Source organism: Bradyrhizobium sp. HKCCYLRH1030 (genome assembly GCF_051168395.1).
GTDB lineage: Bacteria > Pseudomonadota > Alphaproteobacteria > Rhizobiales > Xanthobacteraceae > Bradyrhizobium.
The window spans coordinates 703475-729273 of the sequence record NZ_JBNPUY010000001.1 but is presented as its reverse complement, the minus strand read 5'-3'; the positions used below and the strand labels follow the sequence as shown (position 1 = coordinate 729273).

Genomic DNA, 25799 nt, shown 5'->3' with positions numbered 1-25799 from the left:
CGGTGCAGACAGCCCCTATGAAGGAGGGCGTTCATTCCGGCGCGTGAGCCGGCGCGGCGATGATTCCTTGAGCGACTTTCCACGGCCGGACAGACTCGGATTCGTCATGAAGTAATTGTGCAGGTTGAACGGCTCCTCGCCCTTCGCGGCCTTCATACGCGTTGACGACCCGTCCGGCAACAATTGCCAGCTCTGCTCGGTATCCTTCAGGTTTGCGACCATGATCTGTTCCAGGACCTGCTGATGGACGGTGGGGTTCTGAAGCGGGCACAGCACCTCGACGCGGCGGTCGAGATTGCGCGGCATCATGTCGGCCGAGGAGATGTAGACGGCGGCCTTGGCGCTCGGCAGGCCCTGACCCATACCAAAGCAGTAGATGCGGCCATGCTCGAGGAAGCGGCCGATCACCGATTTGACGCGAATGTTCTCCGACAGTCCGGGGAGGCCGGGACGCAGGCAGCAGATGCCGCGCACGATCAGCTCGATCGAGACGCCGGCCTGCGAGGCCTCATACATCGCGTCGATGATGTCTGGATCGACCAGCGAGTTCATCTTCATCCAGATCACGGCCGGCTTGCCCTGGCGGGCGAAGCTGGTCTCGCCGTGGATGTGCTCGATCATGCGCTTGCGAAGCGTGAGCGGCGACACCGCCATCTTCTCGATGTCGATCGGCTCGGCATAGCCGGTGATGTAGTTGAACACCCGCGTGACGTCGCGGCCGATCACCGGGTCCGATGTGAAGTAGGACAGGTCGGTGTAGATGCGCGCCGTCACCGGATGATAGTTGCCGGTGCCGGTGTGGACATAGGTGGTGAGGCTGCCGCCCTCGCGGCGCACGACCATCGACAGTTTGGCATGCGTCTTCAGCTCCAGGAAGCCGTAGACGACCTGCACGCCGGCGCGCTCCAGATCGCGGGCCCAGCGGATGTTGGCCTCCTCGTCGAAACGCGCCTTGAGCTCGACCAGCGCTGTCACCGACTTGCCGGCTTCGGCAGCTTCCACCAGCGTGCGCACGATCGGCGAGTTGTTGGAGGTGCGGTACAGCGTCTGCTTGATCGCGACGACGTCCGGGTCGCGCGCCGCCTGCTGCAGGAACTGCACGACGACGTCGAACGACTCGTAAGGGTGATGGACGATCAGGTCCTTCTGCCGGATGGCGGCGAAGATGTCGCCGCCATGGTCGCGGACACGCTCGGGATGGCGCGGCACATAGGGCGCGAATTCGAGGTCGGGCCGGTCGACGCGCGTCAGTTGCGACAGCTCGTTCATCGCCAGCACGCCGTCGACCAGGAACACCTCGTCATCGGTGGTCGAGAGCGCATTCTGCACGAAGCGGCGCAGCTCCTCCGGCATGTTGGCCTCGATCTCGAGCCGGATCACCGAGCCGCGACGGCGCCGCTTCAGCGCGGTTTCGAACAGCCGCACCAGGTCTTCGGCCTCTTCCTCGATCTCGATCTCGCTGTCGCGGATGATCCGGAAGGCGCCCTGGCCCTTTACGGTGTAGCCGGGAAACAGCCGGCCGATGAACAGGCCGGTCGCCTGTTCCAGGGTGATCAGGCGGATCACGCCATCCTTGGAGCCGGGGAAGCGGATGAAGCGGTCGATCTTGCCGGGCATGCGGATGAGGGCGTTCATCGGGCGCCCGTCGGCGGAGCGGATCAATTGCAGCGCCACCGTGAAGCCGAGGCTCGGGATGAATGGGAACGGATGCGCCGGATCGATCGCGAGTGGCGTCAGCAGCGGGAAGATGTTGGCGAGGAAGTGGTCCTCGATCCAGGCGCGCTCGCTCTTGGTGACGTCCTGACCGTCGACGAGCACGATGCCGAGCTCGCCGAGAAACTTGCGCAGGTCGCGCCAGATCGCCTGCTGGTCGATCGCGAGCTGCGACACCGTCTCGTTGATCAGCTTCAGCTGCTCGGTCGGCGTCAGCCCGTCGGGGCTGCGCTCGGCGATGCCCTCGCGGACCTGGGCGCGGATGCCGGCGACGCGCACCATGAAGAATTCATCAAGGTTGTTGGCGGAAATCGACAGAAAGCGCACCCGCTCCAGGGCGGGATGCCGCGGATTGACCGATTCCTCCAGAACGCGGCGGTTGAAGTGAAGCCAGGACAATTCCCGATTGATGAATCGCTCGGGGCTCGAGGCAATCTCGATGGACGGCGCGGCGACCGGTTCTTTCTCTGAGATTTCAGTAACTTGCTCGGTATCCATCGGAATTCGATCCATATCCATCCAGTCGCGAACCAGTCGCGAACGGTCGACCGTAGCCCAATCTGGGTAACCAGGGGATGACGTTGCCGGCACCATTGGGGTTCCGTGCCCGTCCGCCGTCAAGATGGCCGCGGGTCACAGCGGGCGGAGCAGCTCCGCCGCCAGCGCCCGGGTGACCGGCCGTCCGAGCCGCAGGGACTCGTCGTCCAGCAGTGCGACGGTCTGGCGGGCGGCCGCGTAGGACCGTTCGATGTGGCTTGCGAGATAGCTGACCACGGTCTCGTCGATCGCCAGTTGCCGGTCCGCGGCCAGCTTGACGATCAAGGCGCGGAACAGCTGGTCGTCGGGCGGCAGCAGCGTGACGATCGGGACGGCGCGCAGCCGCGACCTCAGATCGGCCAGGGCGATGGGCAGGGCCGCCGGGGCCTCGCGCGCCGTGATCAGCACGAACGCCTCGTCCTGGCGGGCCAGGTTCAGCAGGTGAAACAGCGCCCGTTCGTCGAGATCGGTTGCCGTCAGATCCTCCAGCACCAGCGCGCCGGTGGCGAGCGCCCCAGGGACCACGCTCGCCTCGAGGGCATGGGCGGACAGCGATCGGGCGCCAGCCCGCTCGGCCCAGATCGCGGCGAGGTGGCTCTTGCCAGAGCCGTCGGGGCCGACCAGGAACATGGTCCGCGCCGGCCATTCCGGCCAGGCGTCGACCAGAGCGAGCCCGGCCGCGTTGCCTGGACCTTCGAAGAAATTGTCCCGCGTCAGGCTCTCCGCATGCGGCAGCGCGAAGGCCAGCTGACGAGGGGGGATATGGCCGGCCAAGATCGAATTGCTCCGTATCGTGTGGTGCGTGAGGTCGGGACGGGCCCTCCGCGGAGGATCACCGGACCTCGATGGTGCTCATGTGGCGCACCCAGTCGACGAGATACAGCCCGACCGACACGAGGGTAAAGACGGTGACCAGCACCATCAGCACCACATCGTAGGGCTGGGGCTCGAAGCCGAAGCTGAGCGAGGCCAGCACGAGCGCCGCGAATCCCACCTGGGCGACCGTGTTCAGCTTGGACACCATCAATGGCTTCATCGCGACCGGCCGGTCGAACAGCCAGGACACGATCACCGCCGAGACGATCATGATGTCGCGCGAGACCACCAGGATCACGATCCAGCGCGGGATCGCGCCCCAGATGCCAAGCGTGACGAAGATCGAGACCAGCAGCGCCTTGTCGGCGAGAGGATCGAGCAGCGCTCCCAACTCGGACCGCAGGTTGAAGCGCTTGGCCAGGAAGCCGTCCACGGCGTCGCTCACCCCCGCGACCACGAAGACCAGAAATGCGATCTCCATCTGGCCGGCCGCAATGGCCCAGACGACGATCGGAACCAGCAGGATTCGACCCAGCGTGATCAGATTGGGGATACTGTGGGGAATGGTCACGCAGCGGGTCCCGACGACGACTCGATCAAAAGACAATCCGATTCCGAAACAGGGCGAACCGGTCCGTTCCTAGATAGTATGGGGACGAGCCCCTTGCGAGCCATTGCGCGCGGCCGGATTCCGACGTAACCAGCGGCCAGATTAGGGGTTTTTACCATGACCGAGCGCAAGAACGGGCTCACTTATGCAGATTCGGGCGTCGATATCGATGCCGGAAACCGTCTGGTCGATCTGATCAAGCCCATGGTGCGCGCAACCGCCCGCGCCGGCGCGGATGCCGAGATCGGCGGCTTTGGCGGCCTGTTCGACCTCAAGGCCGCCGGATTCAAGGATCCGGTGCTGGTCGCGGCAACCGACGGCGTCGGCACCAAGGTGAAGATCGCGATCGAGACCGGGCTGCATGGCGGCATCGGCATCGACCTGGTCGCCATGTCGGTCAACGATCTCGTCGTGCAGGGCGCCGAGCCGCTGTTCTTCCTCGACTACTTTGCGTGCGGCAAGCTCGACCCGGAGGCGACGGCGTCGATCGTCGCCGGTGTCGCCGAAGGCTGCCGGGAATCCGGCTGCGCGCTGATCGGCGGTGAGACCGCGGAAATGCCGGGCCTCTACAAGGACGGCGACTACGATCTTGCCGGTTTCGCGGTCGGCGCGGCGGAACGTGGGACGCTGCTGCCGTCTCCCGACATCGCGGCCGGTGACGTGGTGCTGGGGCTCGCATCCTCCGGCGTCCACTCCAACGGCTATTCGCTGGTGCGTAAGATCGTCGCCCAGTCCGGCCTCGGCTTCGATGCGCCGGCCCCGTTCGCGCCGGTCCTGACTCTCGGCGCGGCGCTGCTGACGCCGACCCGGCTCTATGTGAAGTCGTGCCTTCGCGCCATCCGCGAGACCGGTGCGGTGAAGGGGCTCGCACACATCACGGGCGGCGGCTTCACCGACAACATTCCGCGCGTGCTGCCGAAGCATCTCGGCGTCTCGATTGACCTGACGGGCCTGCCGGTGCTGCCGGTCTTCAAATGGCTGGCGGAGCAGGGTGGCATTGCAGAGCGCGAGCTCTTGCGTACCTTCAATTGCGGGATCGGCATGATCGCGATCGTCAAGGCCGAGGCCGTCGATGCCGTCATCGAGGTGTTCACCGCGAATGGCGAGCACGTCGCACGGCTCGGCGAGGTCGTTGCTGCGACAGGCGACGAGCGGGTGATCTACACCGGCGCCCTCGATCTGGCTCTGTGAGACGGGTGAGCCGATGAAGCGCCGCGTCGCCATCCTGATCTCGGGCCGTGGGTCGAACATGGCCGCGCTGATCCACGCGGCGTCGCAGCCGGATTTTCCGGCCGAGGTCGCCATCGTGATCTCCAACCGAGCCGATGCGGCCGGACTGCAGAAAGCGCAGGAAAGCGGCGTCGCGATCGAAATCATCGAGAGCAAGCCGTTCGGCAAGGACCGCGCAGGGTTCGAAGCCAGACTGCAGCAGGCGCTCGATGCACGCGGCATCGAGATCATCTGCCTGGCCGGATTCATGCGCCTGTTCACGGCGGAGTTCGTGCAGCGCTGGTATGGCAGGATGCTGAACATTCATCCGTCGCTGCTGCCGTCGTTCCCCGGCCTTGATCCGCATGGTCAGGCGCTGCGTGCCGGCGTCAAGCTGTCAGGCGCCACCGTGCATTTCGTCATTCCGGAGACGGATGCTGGTCCGATCGTGATGCAGGGCGCGGTCGTGGTCAGGGACGACGATACGCCGGACACGCTGTCGACGCGCATTCTCGGCGTCGAGCATCGCATCTATCCTGAGGCGCTGAAGTTGCTGGCCAAGGGCCTGGTGCGGCTCGAAGGCGATCTCTGCCGGACGTCGTCCGTGGAGCAGGGCGATCACGCGCTGATCTGGCCCGTCGTCCGGTAGCTGTCGCCGGACGAAAAAAATCCCCGGCGGGGCCGGGGCACATCAAGGCTGACGAAGTCTGATCATCCGCGGCGAGCGCTCGTGACGCGGAGCTCGTGAGTTGGTTTACGGACCCGCGCTGTGGCGCCCTCCGCCGGAACGATGCTCACGAGAGCTTCAGGTTCTCTGCCGACGTCTTGCCGCGGCTCTCCACCAGATCATATTCGATCGTCTGGTTCTCGTTGAGCGTGGTCAGTCCAGCACGCTCCACCGCCGAGATGTGGACGAACACGTCCTTGTCTCCGCCAGCCGGTTTGATGAAGCCATATCCCTTGGTCGGGTTGAACCACTTCACGCTGCCCTTGTAGGTCGGCATCGCTGTCTCCTCGTCTAGACGAAAAAAAAGACGCGGCCACGCTCGCGCGTGCCACGCCACAAACGGGCTTCCCGGGATCTGCTCAATTTCCGAAGTCGCGAAACGCACAGTCGAACGGCCAATCCGATTGTACGGGAGATTGCAACACGATTTTCCGCCGATATCAAGTTTGGCGGACTGATGAGAACGCGTCGCGGCGTCGCGGCGCCGGCTGCTGCAACTGCGTGGCTTGTGGCGCTGGAACCACAAATCCCTGCAGGGCACCCGCGGCATGGCAATCCTCATTGACCGCGATCGGGAACTGCGGGCAGAACATCGCTGCAATATTGAAGCGAATTTGAGCGGGCGGCGAACGGGGCATCGATGCGCGGGGCGTCTCAGGCCAGGCTGGGTTGGCGAATGCGCAGCGGCGCATGCGGGGCGATGCTGCTCATCGGCGGGCTCGGTTTGGCCGCCGCTTCTTCGCCGTGTGCCGCGCAGGCCAGCATGCCGAGCATCGCCGCAAGCCCGACACCAACGCCGAGCCCGCTGCCCAGTCCGGCACCGGGCGCGATCAGTTCCGAACGCTCGGCCGGCCGAACCGTGCTCGATCTCGGCTCGAGCTTCCTCGAACGGCTCGGTACTCAGGTCACGCAGGGCGCCACCCGGCTGCCGCGGAGCAATCCCGGCGGCGGCGGCGCGCCGGAGGCTTCGGAACAGCCTCGGTTCCGGACCTGGGGCGAGATGTATGGCGTAACCGTCCGCAGCAATGCGCAAGGCGACTTCGCCGGCGACAAGAGGACGACTTGGGGCGGCGTCGCCGGTATCGGCATGCGTCTCGTGCCGGGCGTGAATGTCGGACTATCCGTCGACCAGAGCCGGACCTGGGTCGATGTGCCGCTGGCGCTGCAAGCGGCGACGCTCGATCTCACACAGTTCGGGTTCAACGCCTCGGTCGACCAGGGACCCTGGACCTGGGCGATCGCGGTGGTCCATGGCTTCGGCGGGATCAGTGCGCGGCGCGACACCAGCCTCGGTACGGCGACGTCGGTCTACGGCGCCCACATCACGGGCGTGCTGAGCGAGCTTGACTACTACTGGAGCATCGGTGAGAGCCGGATCGTTCCGAAGCTTGCCTTCGAATACACGCGCGCCACGACGGCGGCATTCCAGGAGGCGGGCGGGCTCGATCCGCTGTCGGTCAGCGGTACCTCGCTGGAGCGCGCCCGCGTTCTCGTCGGCGCCGAGTTCGGCCGCTACTTCATTGTCGACGGCAAGATCCTCGACGTCTCGGCCTATGGCAAGCTGGTCGACAATTTCAGCCAGAATCTCGGCGCGGTGACCGTCAGCCTCGGTCCGCAGAGCATCACGCTGCAGGGCCTTGGCGAGGGCCGCTACGGCGCCGACGCCGGCGCGGCACTGTCGCTATCCCTGAATCGAACGGCACGCCTCTATCTCAACTACGATGCGAAGCTTCGCTCGGTGCTGCAATCGCATCAGGGCACGCTCGGCGTCGAGCTCAAATGGTAGCTCGTCATACGGGTTTCGGCGCGACGTAGCCGTTGAAGCCGACGACATCCCGCGCGGGCGCCATCAGCGGCACGAGATTCAGCGGATGGATGAACTCGTCCCGGAAGCAGGCATGGACCTTCGGATCGAAGATGCGCTTCAACCAGTCGATGACGACCTTGTGCCGGTCGGAGTTGCGAAACTCCTTGTGATAGGTCAGCCACAGATCCATGTGGTAGTTGATGCCGAGATCGACAGGAACGAGCGGCGCCCCGAGCGCGACCGCCGAGGTCGGCAGAAAGCCGATGCCGGCGCCGCGCTCGACCGCGTAAAGCACGGCAACGCTCGAATTGGTTGAGATGCCGACGATGCCTTCGAGGGACTCCAAGCCGAGGATGCGCGCATAGCCGGTCTCGTCGAGCTGCACGCCGTGCTGCTTGATGATGCGATGATCCTTGAGCTCCGCCAGCGATGTCGGCAGTCCATGCGCGTCGCGATAGGCTTCCGACACGAAGCCGTAGATGTGCAGACGGCCGAGCTTTGCAACGATCACGTCAGGGTTGGTCGGCCGTTCGAACTGGATCGAGATGTCAGCCTCCAGCCGCGACACGTCGGCCTGCTGCATCGCGCAGCTCAGATCGACGGTGATCCTGCGATAGGTCTTCTGGAAATCGATCAGTCGCGGCAGGATCCAGAAATTGCCGGGGCCTTCGGTCACGGCGACGCGCACCGACCCCTGAGTGTCGGTCGACAGCGAAGCGCGCCGGAAGATGTTGAAGCTCAGCCGCTCCATCTGCTCGACGTCGAACAGCAACGATCGTCCCTCGTCACTGAGCGACAAGCCGGATTGATCACGGATGAAGAGCTTGCATCCGAGCTCTTCCTCGAGCCGGTCGATCTTGCGCATCAGGGTTGTGCCGGTCAGTCCGAGAACATCCGCCGCGTTTCGGAAGCTGCGGTGACGCGTACAGAGCAGAAATGCTCTCAAATCCTCCCATGAGGGGTTAAGCGTTTCGTCAGACTTCCTGCGCTGCGTGGATGCAGCACCCCGATGCAAATGTTGCCGCATACACTCCAGCTCCGACAAGTATGATGACGTCATCAAAGCCAAGCTGGAAACATAGATGCAGAACCCTCACCGCGGAAGCACAGAATTCACGCTGCGACATCAGCTCGACGCGCTGCCGCGGACGGATCGGGTCGCGGCTCAGGCGGTCACGCCCGATCGGCTCGGCGAGCTCACGGCGCTCGCACGCCGGGAAATACCGGGCGTTCGTGCCTCAGAACACGAGCTTGCGGAGTTCTTGCGGCACGATCCGGACTCGATCTTCGCGCTCTACCGCGGCAGGAACCTGCTCGGCGGCATCGCCTTCCTCTATCTCAACTGCTCAGGCCTCGATGCGTTGCTCCTGGATGAGTTCAATTTGAATGATCCGCCGCGCAGATTTCTGGCGCGGCCGGACGAAGACGTAGCCGCCATCTATGTCTGGGCGCTCGTCGCGCAAGGGCGAGGAGCGATCGGTCTCGGCAATGTCGCGCAGGCGCTGCAAGGCGCGAGATTTCGCGCCGCCGATTACTATGCGCAACCATCGAGTCCGGAAGGGCGCGCGTTTCTCGGCGCGCTCGGCTTCACGCCGGTGCCGAGCTTTCAGCCCGATCTCTGGTGGTATCAGCGGCCGTGGAACCGGATGCCCGAGATGATCGCGCCTTCGATCCAGTCGATGAAGGGTTTCGAACAAGGGAGCATTGCGGATGCACAGCATTAGTTCGGCCAGGGCGGCAAAGACAAATCCCCGCGCGATCACGGTGCGCATCGCGCGCGATCCGAATGACCTCATGCTCGTTACCGCGATCCGCTCGGCGGTCTACCTGACCGAGCAGGATTGTCCCATGGAGGAGGAGTTCGACGGCAACGATCTGGTTGCAGCCCACTTCCTCGGTTTCGTCGGCAAGGAGCCGGCGGGATGCGTACGCGTGCGCTTCTTCGGCGACTTCGCCAAGGTCGAGCGGCTGGCGGTGCGCCATCAGTACCGGCGTTCGCGGCTGTCGTTCAAGCTGGTTCGCGAGGCTCTCGACTATTGCAGGCGAAAGGGCTTCAAGAAGGCCTATGGCCACGCGCAGGATCGTCTCGTCGATTTCTGGGCGCATTTCGGCGCCAAGCCGCTCGGCCATAATCGCAAGCTTACATTCTCCGACTTCTCCTACACGGAGATGGTGCTGGACCTCGAGCCGTGCGACGATGCGATCACGCTCGACAGCGATCCCTACATGATCATTCGTCCGGAAGGCGACTGGGATCGGCCGGGTGTGCTCGATCTCTCGGCCGGCCGGCCGGCATCGTCGCCCTTGCACGACTTCGCCGCAGCGAGACCGTGATGACGGGCCGAGATCTGTTCGGTGCCACCGAGGCGGATCCGCCTGTTCTCGTCTGCGCCGATCTGCAGTGCGAATATCTCGCCGAGGGACGCAGGCATCTGATCGCCGATGGCGACGTCGTCATGGCGCTGTGCCGGCAGTTGATCGCGCTCTGGCGCGACAACCTGTGGCCGGTCGTCCATCTCAAGCGGATCGCACAGGCAGCCTGGTTCAACCCGGCCTCCAACCTGACGAACTGGCTTCCGGACTTCAAGCCAACGCCGGGGGAGCTCGCGTTCGAGCATCCACTGCCCTCGGCCTATAGCTCGGCCCGGTTCGCCGAGTACATGGCGAACATGCGCAGCATGCGCTGCGTGCTGCTCGGCTTCTCGCTGGACGAGACGATCCTCTCGACGGTGGTGGACGGCTTTCACCGCAGTCACCGCTATCAGGTGATCGGAGACGCCGTCGCCTGCCGGCAGGCCTGCGCCGGCGACGCCGCGTTGTACAAGCTGGTTGTAACCAAGGTGATCGGCAATTTTGCCGGCGTCCTCGACAGCGCCGAGCTTATCGGCGCCGGCGGCCGGCTCGCGGTGTGACCGCGGCGGCTATTGGCGGTATCATCCTGAGGCGAGTCGTTCGGCCAGATCGATAATCATACGGCGATCGGCCGGATCGCTGATCTTGTTGAACGCGACGACGAGGCGAAGGGCCTCGACGACGTGCAGGTCGACCGGATTCTCGCTGAGCAGCCGCAGCAGCCTCTGTTCCGGCGGTTCGCAATCGTCTTTGCTCACGCGGCAGCTCCAGGACCGAGACCACGACATGACCCGAGAGGAAGAGCTCAAAGAGCTGGCGAGCAGCCTCCGGGCAGCCATCGCAAAGGCGCGCCAGCTCAATCTGCCGACCAGCGCCTACATCCTTTCGATGGCTCTGGTTGAGGTGTCCCAGACAATCGAGGCGGAGTTGAGGGGGCAGACCAGCGCCGAATGATGGGCGGCATCATGACCACCCGTGCCGCCTGCTGCAATCAACTTGGCAGACTCGGGAAGACGCAGCCGGCCAGAGCCGCTGCGACGCCGATCAGGCCCGGTCGACCCGGACGACGCGGCCCTTCTCGATGGCGAGTGCGAGCTTGCCGTGCTTTAGCGCGAGCGCGGCCTCGCCGAACAGCTCGCGGCGCCAGCCCTGCAGCGCAGCAACGTCGGCATTGTCATCGGCGGCGATCTGCTCGAGATCGTCGACGGTGGCGATGACTTTGCTCGCCACGGCGTGGCGTTCCGAGGTCATGCGCAGCAGGACCTTGAGCAGCTCGACGATCGCAGCACCGTTGGAGTTGTTGCGCGGCTTTTCCAGCTTGGGCAGGGCGGCGAGATCGCGCGCTAGGCCGCGCTGCACGGCGGCAACGATGTCGGAGCCCCATTTGGAGCGCTCGAAGCCCTTGGGCAGCGAGCGCAGATTGCCGAGCTTCTCGATCGTTGTCGGGGCATGGGTGGCGATGTCGCCGACCGCGTCGTCCTTCATCACGCGGCTGCGCGGCACGTCGCGGCTCTGCGCCTCCTGCTCGCGCCAGGCCGCGACCTCGATCAACACGGCCAATTCCTTCGGCTTGCGGACGCGGGTCTTCAGCCGCTCCCAGGCGCGCTCGGGGTGGAAGTCGTAGGTCTTCGGCGAGGTCAGGATCTCCATCTCCTCGCTGACCCAGTCACTGCGCCCGCGCTTCTTCAGATCGGCATCGAGCGCGGCGAACACGTCGCGCAGATGGGTGACGTCGGCCTCGGCGTAGTGCGCCTGCTCCTTGGTCAGCGGCCGGCGCGACCAGTCGGTGAAGCGGTGGGTCTTGTCGGGGCGATGGCCGGTGATGCGTTCGACCAGTTGGTCATAGGCGATGCTGTCGCCATACCCCAGCACCATCGCGGCGACCTGGGTGTCGAAGATCGGATGCGGCACGATGCCGGCGCGGTGCCAGATGATCTCGATGTCCTGGCGGGCGGCGTGGAAGACCTTGAGGACCTTTTCGTTCGCCATCAGCTCGAAGAAGGCTTTGAGATCGATGCCCTCGGCCAGCGCATCGATCACCACGGCCTCGTCCGGGCTCGCCATCTGCACGACGCAGAGCAGGGGATAGTAGGTGGTTTCCCGCAGGAACTCGGTATCGACGGTGACGACCGGGTGGCGGGCGAGGCGGGCGCAGGCGGCTGCGAGGTCCGCGGTGGTGGTGATCAAGTCCATGAACGATCCATGACGAGGCTCTTACGCCGTCGTCCGAAAACGCTGACAAGTCAAGGGTGTCGGCAAAGGGTACGGGACGAATTCGTGTCCGCTTGTCGGCCCAATCCGCCCCGAACGCAAGCACCGCGACGCGAGCTGATCGCTCTATGGTTGATGATAGGGCGCGTCCGGCGCCGGTCAGCGATGCCGGACGCGGCCCGCAGGCCGGCGCGCCGAGGGCACCGCGAGCACGATCAGGCACAAGGCGATCATCGCCAGACCCATGAATTCGAACACCAGCGCGTCCACGTCTCAGACCTCCCCGACTTGTTGGTTCAACTTGTCGGGGCTGCGTTGATCGTTTCTTAAGGGCCTGGGCGCTGTCAGGGCGATGGTGGACGCGAGGTTAAGACCGCGTGTCAGGTGCCGCAGAAGGTCTGCAACACCTGCTCCTCCGGCTGCGGCGGATCGGCATAATCAGCCCGGTCCGGCTGGTCGTCATAGGGCCGGGCCAGCACCGCATGCAGCTCCTCGAACGGCGCGTAGTCGTCGTTCTCGACCGCTGCCGTGATCACCGCCTCGATGCGGTGGTTGCGCGGGATGAAGGCGGGATTGACCTTGCGCATGGCCGCGCTCCGCTCCGCCGCCGTCTGCGGTTCCTCCGCCAGGCGCTGGCGCCAGCGCTGGGCCCACTCGTCGAAGCCGGTGGGATCCTCGAACAGGACGCGGACCTCGCTGAGATCGCCGCTGCCGGCGGCGTCGCTGAGACGGCGGAACGTCAGCGTGAAATCGGCTCGGGCCGCCGCCATCGCGTCGAACAATGCCTGCGCCAGCGGCTGGTCGCCCTCGGCTCGCGTGAACAGGCCGAGCTTGCGGCGCAGGCCCGCCTGGTGCGCGTCGGTAAACTGGGTGGCGAAGCCGTCGAGCGCAGCCTCGGCCTCCTTGATCGCCTGGTCCTTGTCGTCGCCGAACAGCGGCAACAGGCACTCGGCAAGCCGGGTCAGGTTCCACATCGCGATGCGCGGCTGGTTCGCGAAGGCGTAGCGGCCGAACTCGTCGATCGAGGAGAACACCTGCTTGGGATCGTAGGCGTCCATGAAGGCGCAGGGGCCGTAGTCGATGGTTTCGCCGGACACCGAGGTATTGTCGGTGTTCATGACGCCATGGATGAAGCCGACCAGCAGCCACTCGGCGATCAGCTTGGCCTGGCGGGCGATCACGGCATCCAGCAGGGCGTGGTAGGGGCGCTCGGTACCGGCGAGATCCGGATAGTGCCGGTGGATGACGTGGTCGGCGAGCCGGCGCACGGCGTCCACGTCCTGGCGCGCGGCGAAATACTGGAACGTGCCGACCCGGATGTGGCTGGTGGCGACACGGGTCAGCACCGCGCCGGGCAGGGCGGTGCCGCGATAGACCTGCTCGCCGGTCACGACCGCAGCGAGCGAGCGCGTCGTCGGAATGCCCAGGGCCGCCATCGCCTCGCTGACGATGTATTCGCGCAAGACCGGCCCCAGCGCCGCGCGACCATCGCCGCGGCGCGAAAATGGCGTCGGGCCGGAGCCCTTCAGCTGGATGTCGCGGCGGACGCCGTTGCGGTCGACGACCTCGCCGAGCAGGACCGCCCGGCCGTCGCCGAGCTGCGGCACGAAATGCCCGAACTGGTGGCCGGCATAGGCCATCGCGATCGGCTCGGCGCCCTCGGGCACGGTCTTGCCCGCCAGGATCTCGGCGCCCTCCGGCGTTTCCAGCTCGGCGGGGTTCAGCCCCAGCTCCGCGGCGAGAGGCCGGTTCAGCTTGATCAGACGAGGCGCTGCGACGGGGGTCGGCGCCACCCGGGCAAAGAAATTGTCCGGCAGCGTGGCGTAGGAGTTCTGGAAGGGGAAATGCACGGTCATGGCTCCAAGATAGCCGCGGGGCGGCCGTTTTTCGAGCCCAAACGGCCGTCGGATGAGCGTTTCGGCGCCAGCTCAATTCGGCATCGGCGCCGACGTTGCGGTGAGGCCCAGGGCGGGCGGCCTTTTCCGGCGCGAAGCCGAAAAGGCCCGTTCCTGCGGTTGCCGCGCCGGGGCGGCTCGGCTAAACCCTGCGCGCATTCGGAGCGCGCCCCTGCGGCTGCGCCGATTCCTTCTCCTCACGACGACCATTCAGGACGACCATGCATCGCTACCGGACCCACACCTGCGGCGCGCTCCGCGAGAGCAACATCGGAGAGACGGTCCGGCTGTCCGGCTGGTGCCATCGCATCCGCGACCATGGCGGCGTCCTGTTCGTCGACCTGCGCGACCATTACGGCATCACCCAATGCGTGGTCGATCCGGACTCGCCGGCGTTCAGCCTGGCCGAGAAGCTGCGCTCGGAATGGGTCGTGCGCATGGAGGGCAAGGTGCGCCGCCGCCCGGCCGGCGCCGACAACAAGAGCACCGACAATGACGATCTGCCGACCGGCAAGATCGAGCTGTACGTCTCCGACATCGAGGTGCTCGGCCCCGCGGACGAGCTGCCGCTGCCGGTGTTCGGCGAGCAGGAGTACCCGGAGGACATCCGGCTGAAATATCGCTTCCTCGATCTGCGCCGCGAGAAGCTGCACCAGAACATCATGACGCGCGGCGCGATCATCGATTCGATGCGCCGGCGCATGAAGGAGCAGGGCTTCTTCGAATTCCAGACCCCGATCCTGACCGCGTCGTCGCCGGAGGGCGCGCGCGACTTCCTGGTGCCGTCGCGCATCCATCCCGGCAAGTTCTACGCGCTGCCGCAGGCGCCGCAGCAGTACAAGCAGCTGCTGATGATGTCGGGCTTCGACCGCTACTTCCAGATCGCGCCGTGCTTCCGCGACGAGGACCCGCGCGCCGACCGCCTGCCCGGCGAGTTCTACCAGCTCGACGTCGAGATGAGCTTCGTCGAGCAGGAGGACGTGTTCGCGGCGATGGAGCCGGTCATCACCGGCGTGTTCGAGGATTTCGCCAAGGGCAAGCCAGTGACCAAGGGCTGGCCGCGCATCCCGTTCGCCGAGGCGATCCGCAAATACGGCTCCGACAAGCCCGACCTGCGCAACCCGATCGAGATGGCCGACGTCTCCGAGCACTTCCGCGGCTCCGGCTTCAAGGTGTTCGCGCGCATGCTCGAGGACCCCAAGAACCAGGTCTGGGCGATCCCGGCGCCATCCGGCGGCAGCCGCGCGTTCTGCGACCGCATGAACTCGTGGGCGCAGGGCGAGGGCCAGCCCGGCCTCGGCTACATCATGTGGCGCGAGGGCGGCGAGGGCGCAGGTCCCCTGGCGAACAACATCGGTCCGGAGCGCACGGCTGCGATTCGCAGCCAGCTCGGCACCAAGGAGGGCGACGCTGCCTTCTTCGTCGCCGGCGATCCCGACAAGTTCTGGAAGTTCGCAGGCCTCGCCCGCAACAAGGTCGCCGATGAGCTGAACCTGTCCGACAAGGATCAGTTCAAGCTGGCCTGGATCGTCGACTTCCCGATGTACGAGTACAATGAGGACGACAAGAAGGTCGACTTCTCGCACAACCCGTTCTCCATGCCGCAGGGCGGCCTGGAGGCGCTGCAGACGCAGGACCCGCTGACCATCAAGGCGTTCCAGTACGACATCACCTGCAACGGCTACGAGATCGCCTCCGGCGGCATCCGCAACCACAAGCCGGCCGCGATGGTGAAGGCGTTCGAGATCGCCGGTTACGGCGAGCAGGAGGTGGTCGACCGCTTCGGCGGCATGTACCGCGCCTTCCAGTACGGCGCCCCGCCGCATGGCGGCATGGCCGCCGGCGTCGACCGCATCGTGATGCTGCTCTGTGGCACCACGAACCTGCGCGAGATCTCGCTGTTCCCGATGAACCAGCAGGCCATGGACCTGCTGATGGGCGCGCCGTCGGAGGCCAGCACGAAGCAGCTGCGCGAGCTGCACATCAGGACGAATCTGCCGAACAAGTAGTTCGGCGGACTGAGGGTGATGCACGAATCTTCGTCATTGCGAGCGCAGCGAAGCAGTCCAGGGTGGCACGAGGACTCTGGATTGCTTCGTCGCCTGCGGCTCCTCGCAATGACGATCGTGTGGGGATCGCAGAGCGGTCGTCACGGGTCGCGCATCGTTCGCGCGGCCGATTGGCCCAGCCGCATCCGCGTCAGGATGCTGTCGCTGCGAATGGCGTGATGCAACAGCGCGGCGGTGGCGACCTGCAGGGGCCGCCACGATCCACGCGATCCATTTGCCGAGAACATCGTGGATCGCGTGAACGACCGGCTCCAGCGCCTCCCAGGTGTTCCCCGAGCGCGTCTCGACCCAGCCGAACAGCGCAATCCGTCTCGGCTCGTCGTCATCGGATCCCGAACTGCGGCATGTCGTCGCCCGGCGCGTTGTAACTCCCCGCGCAAGATGACCCGGCCTTGAAGGCGTCGCTCTGCATTTGATGTTCTCGCGTTAATGCTGGTTAAGACTGCGAACAACTTCATCCGGGTCTCCGGTCGCGTCCAGGCAGCGCCGGATGCATCGGCAGCATCGCGCTGACGTGGTCGAGCGGCCGGCCAGAGCGGTCATCGTGCCCCTACGGCAAACCGTTGATTCTGAGAACTAATCGTTCGTGCCGCTTGTTAGTTCGGCACCTTGCGCGACGCGGTGCGAAACGCGATCGAGCGGCGTGGCCCCGCTATGAGTTCCAGGCGGCACCGATCAGTCAAATGGCGGTTGCGGTGTCATGCAACCTGTCCTTAATAGAAGCCTGTCTGACTCATGTAGTGAACTTAGCCAACCAATCACAAGAAGACGGATAGTTCAAAATGACCGTTCGCTGGTGTGCGCTCCTTCTCGGAACCTGCTTCTTCGTCCCTGCCGCCTCCGCTGCTCCCATTTCCCCCGATGTCGTTCGTGATCTCGCCTCCCGTGTCGGTCCGGTCGTCGGCCAGGCCGCGACGTGCCGTGAGATCGCCCAGGGGCGCGTCCAGACCATCATCGATCAGTTCAGCGAAGTGATCCGCCAGGGCTCTTCGAACGGCGGCGAGCGCGATGGGCTCATCCGCACCTTCAACAGCTATATCGCCGAGGGTCGCGGCCGGGTCGCGTCCTCGCAGGTGACCTGTCAGACCGCAGAGCGCCAGTTGGCAGAGCTTGAGCGGTCACTCAGCCAGCAGCAGTCGGCGGCTCCCTCGCTGTCCTTCGCGCTGGCGCCGTCGACCGCGGCCGCGTCGACGCAGCCCACGGCCAACCTGCCGCCTCCGCTTCCGCACGGCGTCAGCGACACCGAGATCCGGTTCGGCACCGTCATCCCGTTCTCCGGAGTCCGCAAGGAGTCCGCGCGCCAGATGAAGCTCGGCATTGAGACCGCGTTCGCCCGCGCCAACGATGCCGGCGGCATCAACGGCCGCAAGCTGCGGCTGATCGCTGCCGACGATGGTTATGATCCCACGCGGACGCTCGGCGCCATGACGCAGCTGTACGAGAAGGACCAGGTGTTCGGCTATATCGGCAACATGGGCACGGCCAACAACGCGGTGGCGATTCCCTACGCGCTGGAGCGCCGGGCGCTGTTCTTTGCGCCCTACAGCGGCTCCGCCGTCGTCCGCCGCGATCCGCCCGACCGCTACGTCTTCAACTATCGTGCGAGCTACGCCGAAGAGACCGCCGCGATCGTGCGCTATCTGATGAAGGTCAAGCGCATCCCGGCGAAGCAGATCGCCGTATTCGCGCAGAACGACGCCTATGGCGACGACGGCGCCAACGGTGTCGCCAAGGCATTCCGCGCGAACGGCATCACCGATCCGATCATCCGCTACGGCTTCCCGCGCGGCACGCTGGATGTCGATGAGGCCGTCGGCAAGCTGAAGGCGCAGACCAAGCCTCCGATCAAGGCCGTGATCATGATCGCGACCGACCGCGCGGCGGCGAAATTCATCGAGAAGACCCACGAGGCGGTTCCAGGGCTGATCTATGCCAACATCTCGGCGGTCGGATCGTCGTCGCTCGCGGCCGAACTGAAGCTGCTCGGCTCGAAATACACCAACGGCGTCATCGTCACGCAGGGCGTTCCCTCGGTCGCCGGTTATTCGAGCCTAGTGCTCGACTACAAGACCGCGCTGGAAAAGTACTTCCCCGGCGAAGCGCCGGATTACACCTCGCTCGAGGGCTTCATCTCGGCAAGCATCCTGGTCCAGGCCCTGAAGCAGACGACGCCGCTCGAGACCGAGCGGCTGGTCGACACGCTGGAGTCGATGCAGAGCATCGACCTCGGCCTTGGCAGCAAGCTGTCGTTCGGACGCGCCGAGCACCAGGCCTCGCACAAGATCTGGGGCACCGCGCTCGACGAGACCGGCACCTACCAGGCGATCGAGCTGGAATGACGGGCGGGGGGACGCAGCCGAACTTGCCGTCCCCCGTCAACGCCGCAGTGCAAACAACGTCCCCCGGCCGCCTTGCGGGCGGCCGGGCGACACGGATCCGACCTCGAGATCATGCCGGAACTGTTCGACGGATGCTTCATTGACTTGCAGGCGCAACAACCGTGAGCGACCGCAATGTCCATGCGAACACAGATTTCGGCGATGGTCTTCATGATGGTTCAGGCCGTGCTGTTCGGTGCGGGAGTTCTGACGATTCTTCTCACGCCGCTCAGCAATCACGCGATGCTCGCAATGCCGGTCATGATTGCCCTGAGCGTGGTGCTGTCAGCCATTGTCTCGTGGCAGATCGCACCGCGGCTCCGTGCGCGATATTGGCGCCGGCGTGGAATCAAACACGACCTGATCTCGGGCTGACGCCAGAGAGCAGCCGGCGACCGCCCCGGCTCGGCACCCCCAGCTCGCTTCCGCGTCCGGCTGTCATCTGTGCGGCGCAGCACCGAAACAGGCGATGTCGTTTGAACCAACGCTGACCCGCACGGTTAGACAGCATTCCCTTGGAGGAAGAATCATGCGCGTTCCAGCAGCAGCGACCGTCGTGTTACTATCCTCTTGTCTCCTCTCCGCAGGCGCGTGGGCCCAGCAGGCCGACAGCACGCCGGGAACCAGCCAGACCCAGGCTGTTCCCGTGCAGCCGGAACGCACGCCCCAGCAGTCGGACCAGGCCCGTGAACGCGAGCGCCAGAGTGCCGAAGACACGCGGGTGAACCGCGACTGGACGGCACAACAGCGCGACGACGACCGCATGGGCATGGATCGCATGGACATGGATCGGATGCGCCAGCACCGCATGGGCCGCATGATGGACCAGGACATGGATCATCGCACCACCGGCCGAAACGCGCGAATGCAACGTGATGATGACGACATGGATCGTCGTTCGCGCAGTTCCGACGGGGAACGGCCCTACCGGCGCGTCAAGATCTGCTACGAATACGAAAATGGCGACGAGTTCTGCCGCTATCGCGACTAGCTCAGCGGGGGTGGTCGCAAAGCAGCATCGGCTCGTGCGCGCCGGCATAGCGCTGCCGGCACGCCGCGGAAATGTGCTTATGAACGTGACGACTTGGCGCCAGTCCGGTCGTCAGCTCGTGCGCCGCGCCAGCAACAGCGCGCCGCCAAGGCTGCACATGACGGCGCCAGATGACTGCCGCATCCGCGTCACGAGGCTTGGTCGGTGGGCGAGACGATGCCGCGCCTTGGCGGCCCAGAACGTCACGACCAGGTCGACGCTGGTGTTGAGCGTCACCGAGATCAGCCCGAGTACGACGAACTGCGCGGCGACGTCGCCGGCGGGATTGACGAATTGCGGGATGAAGGCGAGGAAGAACGCCGCCGTCTTCGGGTTGAGCGCCTCGACGATGATGCCGTCGCGAAACGCGCGCCGGCTGCCGGTCGTCGTCACCTCGGCCGGCTGGTCGACCCGGGCCTCCCGCCACGTCTTCACGCCGAGCCAGATCAGATAGAACGCGCCAGCGATCTTCACCACCGTGAACGCCTCCGCGCTCGCCATCACCAGCGCCGACAGCCCGAGCGCACCGGCGACGACGTGCAGGAGGCCACCGAGCCCGAGGCCGACGCTGGAGGCCAGTCCCTCGCTTCGCCCGCCGGCCAGCGTGCGCGCGACGATGTAGAAGATGCCGGGGCCGGGCGTGAACGCGACGACGAGGGCGGCGGAGAGGAATAGAAGGAAGGTGGGGAGGTTGGGCATGGGCTTTCAGGGATCATGACGCTCGTCGGCCAGCCCCGAGGATAGCAATGTGATTCGGTCTGTGTGACAGATGCTATAGGATGCGGCTGGCGCTAATGCGCCAGCCTCTGCGTGGTCTCCGGCTTGTGATGCGTGCCGAACCGTTCGACCATGGTCGCGCTCGCCTCGTTCAAGCCGACGACCTCGACCTCGGCGCCATGGCGGCGCAGTTTGAGCACGATGGCGTCAAGCGCGCCGATTGCCGTGATGTCCCAGAAATGCGCGGCGCTGACGTCGATGGTGACGCGCGGCGGCACGTCCTGATAGTCGAAGGCGTCGACCAGGCTGTTGGACGAGGCGAAGAAGACCTGGCCTGTGACGAAATAAGTCATCGCGCCGCCGTCCTCGGATCGCTGCGTTTCGATCCCCAGCAGGCGGGCGACCTTGGCCGCGAAGAACACGCCGCTCAGCACGACCCCTGTCAGCACGCCCATCGAAAGGTCACCGGTCGCCACCACGATGATGACGGTCGCGAGCATCACGACGCTCGAGCTCAGCGGATGCGCGCGCAGGTTGACGATCGACGACCAGTTGAAGGTGCTGATCGAGACCATGATCATCACGGCGACGAGGGCCGCCATGGGGATCTGCTTCACCCAATCGCCGAGCACTACGATCAGGAACAGCAGGAACACGCCGGCCAGAAAAGTCGACAGGCGCGTCCGCGCGCCCGCCGTGACGTTGATGACGGACTGCCCGATCATGGCACACCCGCCCATCGCGCCGAAGAAGCCGGTGATGAAGTTCGCGACGCCCTGGCCGACGCATTCGCGGTTCTTGTTGCTGCCGGTGTCCGTCATGTCGTCGACGATCGTGGCCGTCAGCAGCGATTCCAGCAGGCCCACCGCGGCCATCGTCAGGGAGTAGGGCAGGATGATCCGCAGCGTCTCCAGATTGAACGGCACCTGCGGCAGCGCGAACACCGGCAGGGCTGACGGCAACTCGCCCATGTCGCCGACGGTGCGCAGCTTGAGGCCGGAGATGATGGTGAAGGCGGTCAGCGCGATGATGCTCACCAGTGCCGAGGGCACGACCTTCGTCAGGAACGGAAAGCCGTAGATGATGGCGAGCCCGGCGAGCACCATTGCATAGGTTTCCCAACCGACATGCACGAGCTGCGGCAGCTGCGCCGTGAAGATCAGGATCGCGAGCGCATTGACGAAGCCGGTCATCACCGAGCGCGACACGAACTTCATCAGAAGACCGAGCCGCAGCGCGCCGGCGATAATCTGGACGATGCCCATCAGCACGGTCGCGGCGAATAGATATTGCAGGCCATGGTCGCGCACGAGGGTGATCATCAGCACCGCCGTGGAGGCGGTAGCAGCCGAGATCATCGCAGGCCGGCCGCCCACGATGGCAGTGACGCAGGCGATCGAGAACGAGGCGTAGAGGCCGACCTTCGGATCGACGCCGGCCACGATGGAAAAGCCGATCGCCTCGGGGATGAGCGCCAGGGCGACCAGCAGGCCGGACAGCATTTCGGTGGGGATGTTCGCCAGCCATTCGCGGCGAAGCGTCTGCAGGAACCTCATGATTGGAAACCAGGGATTGGCCAGCGCAGCGACGGGCAATGCCCCTTGAGGCCTCGACGTCAGGCACAGTCGCATTGCTGAGGGGTTTCCCGGGGATAGGCGCCGGGCCGAGCCACCCGATCAAATCGGGTCCGATGAAAGCCGGATGATGCCTTCGTTGCGATGCAACATCAAGAGGGAATGCACGAGGCTCAGACCGTCACATGAGGGGCGCCTTGAAATGAGGGCCCGGCGCGGCGATCGCCGGAGCTCGGGAACCGAACTTTAGCGAACGACCTGGACGCCTGTTGGCGGCAGCCGAAGCTGACGCCGCAACCGATCAGACCACCGGCAATTTGAAGCCTGCTTCTTTGAGTTGCAGCGCTTCTGCTCCGAGATGGAAGAACGAGTCCGGATCCTTTTTCAGGCACCGTCGGGTCTTCGAAATCAGCCTTTCGGACCATTTGAGGAATCCTTCGTCTTTTCTCGCAATCTGTCCATCTTGATCGAAGTAGCTATTCACGACGTAGAATCGGCCACGGCTGAGGCGCTGATCGTCCATGTAGCATCGATTGAATTCAATCACGGGGGAGCGGATCACGTCGACGCTTGAGAAATCTCCGACGTCGTTGAAAGATATTGCGTCGAGATCATCGGCTCGCACAATATAGATTGTGAGCGCCTCCTTCCCCATCTGCCGTACGGTAGACGTTTGCAGAATATCAAGCCCGCCGTCCTTGCAGCGCCACGCGACATACACGAATTGACCGGCAGGATCGAGCTTGCTCAGCAGCTCCGCTTGGTCTCTCGGCGTCAGAAAGAAGTTGACTTGGCGGCTTCGCATCGGGCTGGGCGGGACGGAGGAGCGGTTGCGGAAGGGTGGCGCTTCACGGCTGCGCGGGACCGGTCCGATGGCAAAGAACCTGACGAGCTTTGCGAGATTGACCTCCATCGTCAAGCTTCATTGTCGTTTGGTGCAAGCCCGGCCGGGTTCGCCTGGACGACAGCACTGAGGAAGAACAAGTTCGCATGTCCAGCAATCAATCTACTCCTGACAGATATCTGTTGCCGGGAACGGCGGTCCGTTACGACGGTGTCGAAAATGGTGTCCCTGAATATGGCGTCGTCGTGCACTGCTGGTTGGAGGAGATCGGTCGCTACGATTGTTATGTTGCGTTCTTCGGCTCACAGCGACCGGTGGGGAGGCTGGCCCATAAGCCCTCCATCTTGCGATACGCGTCGACATCTCTCACGCTTGTCACATGATCGCAGTCGTAACGTTGCAGCTCTGCTCGACGGGCAATTGCTGCAACTCCATCATACGCTAATTGCCCGTCGTGTTAGTTTGCCGCAGTTTTGCCCCTTGCATCGTCGGGCAAATCACCTTCACATTTCCGGCCATCCCGCCTCGATGAAGAGGGACGGTTCGCGGTCGTCACGAGACGTGAGGCGGGGAGGCGGTGGCCGCAGTCGGTCGCAACGCGTGTAAGCGCGCGGACGAACGGCGGGTTGCGGGCGGTCAAGTCGCGTGGTCCTGACACCCCGATGCTGGTGTCAAGTTCGCGTCGATGCCTTCGGGCATCGCGCGGATGACGGGGGCAAACAAGCCGGTCCCCGAGGAGAGCGCGAAGCAGCCGAAAAGCCCATCGCGCAGGGAATGCCGGATGATCGGCAGCACCTGTGGTACCTGCCGCCTGCATTTTTTTCCGCAGGCGGGCCATGGGTTGCGGCCAGCACCCGGCATTCCCTGCGCCCTCTTCGAATGAGAGGGCCGAACGATCGGACAAACTCGGGCGATCGCGCCGCGGGCTTGAGGACGCGCGTCTTGGGGTGAAGGGGACTTGCCGTGTTCATCGATGGCGTAGCGCGAGTCCCAGTGCGCAGCATCGGCGGTTACGAGCACGCTCCCTCCGCGAGTCATTCCGGGGCGCGCGCAGCGCGAGCCCGGAATCCATAACCACGACCGTGCGAGAAGGATCGAGATGCCTGCACCGTCGACTCGTTCGCCAATCATTGTCGGGAGTATGGATTCCGGGCTCGCGCTGTGCGCGCCCCGGAATGACGGAGGAGAGGAGTGCGGACTCTCTTCTCTCTCTCTCTCTCTAGATCAGGAAAGACATCACGGCGCGGTCTGCGCCTCGATCTTGAACTGCGCCAGCGCGCTCGGCGGGTCGATCGCGATGAGCTGGGCGAGCTGCAGGGCCGGCACCTTGGCGCGCGGCGAGAGCTTCAGCGTAAGGGTCTGGCGTGGCTTCTCGACGAAGCGGCTGATCGCATCGACCGCACCGGCAACATCGATGTTGTCGGCCGCGACCTGGGCGCCGATCGCCTTGATGCTGTCGACCAGGGCCTTGCGCGCGGCATCGCGCGCGATCGCATGACCGCGCGCGTAGTTGGCGACGAGCAGGTCGACCGCGCCGAGATCGCGCAGGGTCAATTCCAGCCCGGAAGCCTCGATCTGTGCGGCTGCGGTTGTCGCCTGCTGCAGATCGATGGTGAAGACGTCGCGCGGCACCTGCGACAGCGAGACGCTGGCGGAGGCCGCGATGAGGTTGCTGACCTCGAGCTTGAAGGGCTGGAGCGCGAACGCGCCGGAGCTCTCGGTCCAGCCGAGGCCGAGATCGGCATCGAACGCGGCGGTGTCGATGCCGGCGATCAGGAGCGGCAGCAAGGCCGGGTTGGACGCATCGAGCGGGCCGGCCATCTTCGCGACGAGGCGCGCCTGGGTCGGGATGGGACCGACGAACTGGCCCCAGTCGAGGCTGAAATTGTCGATCTGGACCGGCTTGGTGCTCGCCTTGTAGGAGGTCGTCAGTCCCTTCAGCTCGATACCGCCGATCAGCTTGAACAGCGCCAGCGCCTCCGCCGGACTGGGCTTGGCTCCGGGGACCGCGAATTTGGCGGTGTGGCGCAGCAGGCCGCCCATGTCGAAGCGCTTGACCGCGAAGCGGCCGAGCTTGACCGGTCCGTTCGGGGTCCGTCCGTCGAAGCCCTCGAACGCGACGTCGCCCTTGCCGTCGTCGAGGTCGAACCGCGTCAGCGCGACCTTGACCGGGCCGTCGGGCGTCTCGACCGCGAGGCCTCGGACCTCGACGTTCTTGAACAGCACGCCGTCATAGATGCTCGCGACCTTGTCGATGAGATCGGGCGTCATGGTACTCGTTCGCGGCGAGGTCGGCGTCAGGGCGGCGACCAGCGCCGGCAGTTGGATGCGCGACGGCCGTACGCCGAACTCGTCCATCGTGAGGCTGTCGATGCGCATGCGCATGCCGAGATCGGACGTAATCTCGTAGAGACCTGCCCCGGCGACGCCGCTCAGGCGCACGACACGATCGTCATGGGTGGACTCGGGCGCGAACAGGGCGGCGATGGCGTTGACGTCGATGTCCTTGGTCACGATGTCGAGCATGCGGCCGCGCACCGTCTCGACCTTGCCGTTCGGCGGTTGCGCCGCCGTGCTGAAGGTGACCTCCTGGATCTTGTAGTTACCGATGCGGCCGTCCTTGATGTCGTCCACCACCAGCCCGGAATAGCCGAACTCGGTCGGCCCGACCGAGGGGCCGCCTTCCATCGTGCCGGTGACCCGCGGCACCGTGGCCGAGGTGGCGCTGATGGTGGCGAGCTGTTGGGCAAGCGCGCGGGTGGTCTCGAGTGCACCCGCACCGGCCGGGATCGCGGCGAGCCGCGCGGGGCCGGCGTAATCCTTCACCACCAGTTGCGGCAGCTTGTAGTTCAGACGGAGCGGCGAGGGGCCGGGGATCTGGCCGGCCATGGCGATGTCGCTGATCTCGATGCTGGCGGCCGTGACATGCTCGGAATCATGCTGGCTCAGCCCGGTCGCGGTGATGGTGCCGAACGTGACGCTGGCCGGCGGCTGCGCGGCCGACTCGAGCTTGACATCGGCGATTGTCAACTTGCGGCTCCACAGGTCGAACGCGATCTTGCCATGGGTTGCCGTGGCGCCGCTCTGTCGGATCTGGGCAAAGCTTGCCTCGACCTCGCGCTCGGCGCGGCCCTGGGCGTACCAGGGCACGCCGACGAAGCCGGCGACGGCCAGCGCGACCGCCGTGACAATTCCAATCAGGATACGGGTCATTTGATGTGCTCCGCCCAAGGCTTAGGCAGCAAGTGGTGATGGTCTCAATGAAATCGATGGAGTAGGGATGTGCTTCTGCGAACTGGAGAATCGCTGG

General features: G+C 65.1%; 23 protein-coding genes and 1 other annotated feature. Of the genes, 11 read left to right on the top strand and 12 right to left on the bottom strand.

What is annotated here, in order from left to right; translation table 11 throughout:
• Positions 1–15: 15 nt before the first annotated feature.
• The 3 genes from ACQR1E_RS03315 to ACQR1E_RS03305 all read right to left on the bottom strand — a co-directional run bounded on the left by ACQR1E_RS03315 (position 16) and on the right by ACQR1E_RS03305 (position 3637).
• Positions 16–2211: an RNA degradosome polyphosphate kinase gene (locus tag ACQR1E_RS03315; protein ID WP_434896660.1), complete on the bottom strand. Its 2196-nt coding sequence runs from the start codon at positions 2209–2211 to the stop codon at positions 16–18.
• Positions 2212–2346: 135 nt separating this feature from the next.
• The gene (locus tag ACQR1E_RS03310) at positions 2347–3024 is read right to left on the bottom strand and encodes a DnaA ATPase domain-containing protein (protein ID WP_315712372.1); all 678 of its coding nucleotides are present in this window, start codon (positions 3022–3024) and stop codon (positions 2347–2349) included.
• A 58-nt stretch (positions 3025–3082) separates the two neighbouring features.
• Positions 3083–3637 carry a CDP-alcohol phosphatidyltransferase family protein gene (locus tag ACQR1E_RS03305; protein WP_315712371.1) on the bottom strand — a complete coding sequence of 185 codons (555 nt, stop codon included), beginning with the start codon at positions 3635–3637 and terminating at the stop codon, positions 3083–3085.
• A gap of 156 nt (positions 3638–3793) precedes the next feature.
• Between ACQR1E_RS03305 and purM the strand changes: the two genes are divergently transcribed.
• Together purM and purN are read left to right on the top strand one after the other, a co-directional pair.
• Positions 3794–4867 carry a phosphoribosylformylglycinamidine cyclo-ligase gene (gene purM / locus ACQR1E_RS03300; protein WP_315712369.1) on the top strand — a complete coding sequence of 358 codons (1074 nt, stop codon included), beginning with the start codon at positions 3794–3796 and terminating at the stop codon, positions 4865–4867.
• 13 nt (positions 4868–4880) lie between these two features.
• Entirely contained in the window at positions 4881–5534 is a 654-nt protein-coding gene (gene purN / locus ACQR1E_RS03295) for a phosphoribosylglycinamide formyltransferase (protein ID WP_315712367.1), read from the top strand.
• Between the two features lie 145 nt (positions 5535–5679).
• On the opposite strand, the gene ACQR1E_RS03290 is transcribed toward purN, so the two are convergent.
• Positions 5680–5889 (bottom strand): cold-shock protein, encoded by a 210-nt coding sequence (locus tag ACQR1E_RS03290; protein WP_315712366.1) that lies wholly within the window; start codon positions 5887–5889, stop codon positions 5680–5682.
• Between the two features lie 486 nt (positions 5890–6375).
• Here ACQR1E_RS03290 and ACQR1E_RS03285 point away from each other — a divergent pair, with 486 nt between their 5' ends.
• On the top strand, positions 6376–7398 hold the full coding sequence (locus ACQR1E_RS03285) for an autotransporter outer membrane beta-barrel domain-containing protein (RefSeq protein WP_316202085.1): 1023 nt from the start codon (positions 6376–6378) through the stop codon (positions 7396–7398).
• 4 nt (positions 7399–7402) lie between these two features.
• On the opposite strand, the gene ACQR1E_RS03280 is transcribed toward ACQR1E_RS03285, so the two are convergent.
• On the bottom strand, positions 7403–8446 hold the full coding sequence (locus tag ACQR1E_RS03280) for a LysR family transcriptional regulator (protein WP_315749972.1): 1044 nt from the start codon (positions 8444–8446) through the stop codon (positions 7403–7405).
• Between the two features lie 55 nt (positions 8447–8501).
• Here ACQR1E_RS03280 and ACQR1E_RS03275 point away from each other — a divergent pair, with 55 nt between their 5' ends.
• Genes ACQR1E_RS03275 through ACQR1E_RS03265 form a run of 3 tightly spaced genes read left to right on the top strand, consistent with a single transcriptional unit; the run spans position 8502 to position 10331 of the window.
• Positions 8502–9143 (top strand): hypothetical protein, encoded by a 642-nt coding sequence (locus ACQR1E_RS03275; RefSeq protein ID WP_315749974.1) that lies wholly within the window; start codon positions 8502–8504, stop codon positions 9141–9143.
• Positions 9130–9753, top strand: coding sequence for a GNAT family N-acetyltransferase (locus ACQR1E_RS03270; RefSeq protein ID WP_315826804.1), 624 nt, complete (start codon positions 9130–9132; stop codon positions 9751–9753). The genes ACQR1E_RS03275 and ACQR1E_RS03270 overlap by 14 nt, the downstream gene beginning before the upstream one ends.
• Positions 9753–10331 (top strand): isochorismatase family protein, encoded by a 579-nt coding sequence (locus tag ACQR1E_RS03265; RefSeq protein ID WP_315712360.1) that lies wholly within the window; start codon positions 9753–9755, stop codon positions 10329–10331. The genes ACQR1E_RS03270 and ACQR1E_RS03265 overlap by 1 nt, the downstream gene beginning before the upstream one ends.
• 21 nt (positions 10332–10352) lie before the next feature.
• Here the strand turns inward: ACQR1E_RS03265 and ACQR1E_RS03260 are convergent, their stop codons facing one another.
• A complete protein-coding gene (locus ACQR1E_RS03260) occupies positions 10353–10529 on the bottom strand; it encodes a hypothetical protein (protein ID WP_315712358.1) in 177 nt (58 codons plus the stop codon).
• Positions 10530–10557: 28 nt separating this feature from the next.
• Here ACQR1E_RS03260 and ACQR1E_RS03255 point away from each other — a divergent pair, with 28 nt between their 5' ends.
• Positions 10558–10725, top strand: a complete 168-nt coding sequence (locus ACQR1E_RS03255; protein ID WP_315712357.1) for a hypothetical protein — start codon at positions 10558–10560, stop codon at positions 10723–10725.
• 90 nt (positions 10726–10815) lie between these two features.
• Here the strand turns inward: ACQR1E_RS03255 and rnd are convergent, their stop codons facing one another.
• On the bottom strand, positions 10816–11964 hold the full coding sequence (gene rnd, locus ACQR1E_RS03250; RefSeq protein ID WP_315749976.1) for a ribonuclease D: 1149 nt from the start codon (positions 11962–11964) through the stop codon (positions 10816–10818).
• 398 nt (positions 11965–12362) lie between these two features.
• Positions 12363–13838 carry a protein adenylyltransferase SelO gene (locus tag ACQR1E_RS03245; RefSeq protein ID WP_316202083.1) on the bottom strand — a complete coding sequence of 492 codons (1476 nt, stop codon included), beginning with the start codon at positions 13836–13838 and terminating at the stop codon, positions 12363–12365.
• Positions 13839–14098: 260 nt separating this feature from the next.
• On the opposite strand from ACQR1E_RS03245, the gene aspS reads away from it, so the two are divergent.
• From aspS to ACQR1E_RS03225, 4 genes are all read left to right on the top strand, one after another.
• Positions 14099–15886 (top strand): aspartate--tRNA ligase, encoded by a 1788-nt coding sequence (aspS, locus tag ACQR1E_RS03240; protein ID WP_315712352.1) that lies wholly within the window; start codon positions 14099–14101, stop codon positions 15884–15886.
• An 842-nt stretch (positions 15887–16728) separates the two neighbouring features.
• Positions 16729–18285 (top strand): ABC transporter substrate-binding protein, encoded by a 1557-nt coding sequence (locus tag ACQR1E_RS03235; protein WP_434896659.1) that lies wholly within the window; start codon positions 16729–16731, stop codon positions 18283–18285.
• Between the two features lie 210 nt (positions 18286–18495).
• The gene (locus ACQR1E_RS03230) at positions 18496–18699 is read left to right on the top strand and encodes a hypothetical protein (RefSeq protein ID WP_434896658.1); all 204 of its coding nucleotides are present in this window, start codon (positions 18496–18498) and stop codon (positions 18697–18699) included.
• A gap of 154 nt (positions 18700–18853) precedes the next feature.
• The gene (locus ACQR1E_RS03225; RefSeq protein ID WP_434896657.1) at positions 18854–19315 is read left to right on the top strand and encodes a hypothetical protein; all 462 of its coding nucleotides are present in this window, start codon (positions 18854–18856) and stop codon (positions 19313–19315) included.
• Positions 19316–19426: 111 nt separating this feature from the next.
• On the opposite strand, the gene ACQR1E_RS03220 is transcribed toward ACQR1E_RS03225, so the two are convergent.
• The 4 genes from ACQR1E_RS03220 to ACQR1E_RS03205 all read right to left on the bottom strand — a co-directional run bounded on the left by ACQR1E_RS03220 (position 19427) and on the right by ACQR1E_RS03205 (position 25702).
• Positions 19427–20053, bottom strand: a complete 627-nt coding sequence (locus ACQR1E_RS03220) for a LysE family translocator (protein WP_434896656.1) — start codon at positions 20051–20053, stop codon at positions 19427–19429.
• A 92-nt stretch (positions 20054–20145) separates the two neighbouring features.
• The gene (locus ACQR1E_RS03215) at positions 20146–21627 is read right to left on the bottom strand and encodes a SulP family inorganic anion transporter (RefSeq protein ID WP_434896655.1); all 1482 of its coding nucleotides are present in this window, start codon (positions 21625–21627) and stop codon (positions 20146–20148) included.
• Between the two features lie 82 nt (positions 21628–21709).
• Positions 21710–21763: a sequence feature (sul1 is cis-regulatory element that is thought to sense ions involved in sulfur or methionine metabolism; They are found in Alphaproteobacteria), on the bottom strand.
• A 183-nt stretch (positions 21764–21946) separates the two neighbouring features.
• Complete coding sequence (locus tag ACQR1E_RS03210) at positions 21947–22558, bottom strand: hypothetical protein (protein ID WP_434896654.1); 612 nt, start codon at positions 22556–22558, stop codon at positions 21947–21949.
• 1167 nt (positions 22559–23725) lie between these two features.
• Positions 23726–25702: a hypothetical protein gene (locus ACQR1E_RS03205; RefSeq protein WP_434896653.1), complete on the bottom strand. Its 1977-nt coding sequence runs from the start codon at positions 25700–25702 to the stop codon at positions 23726–23728.
• Between the last annotated feature and the right edge of the window lie 97 nt (positions 25703–25799).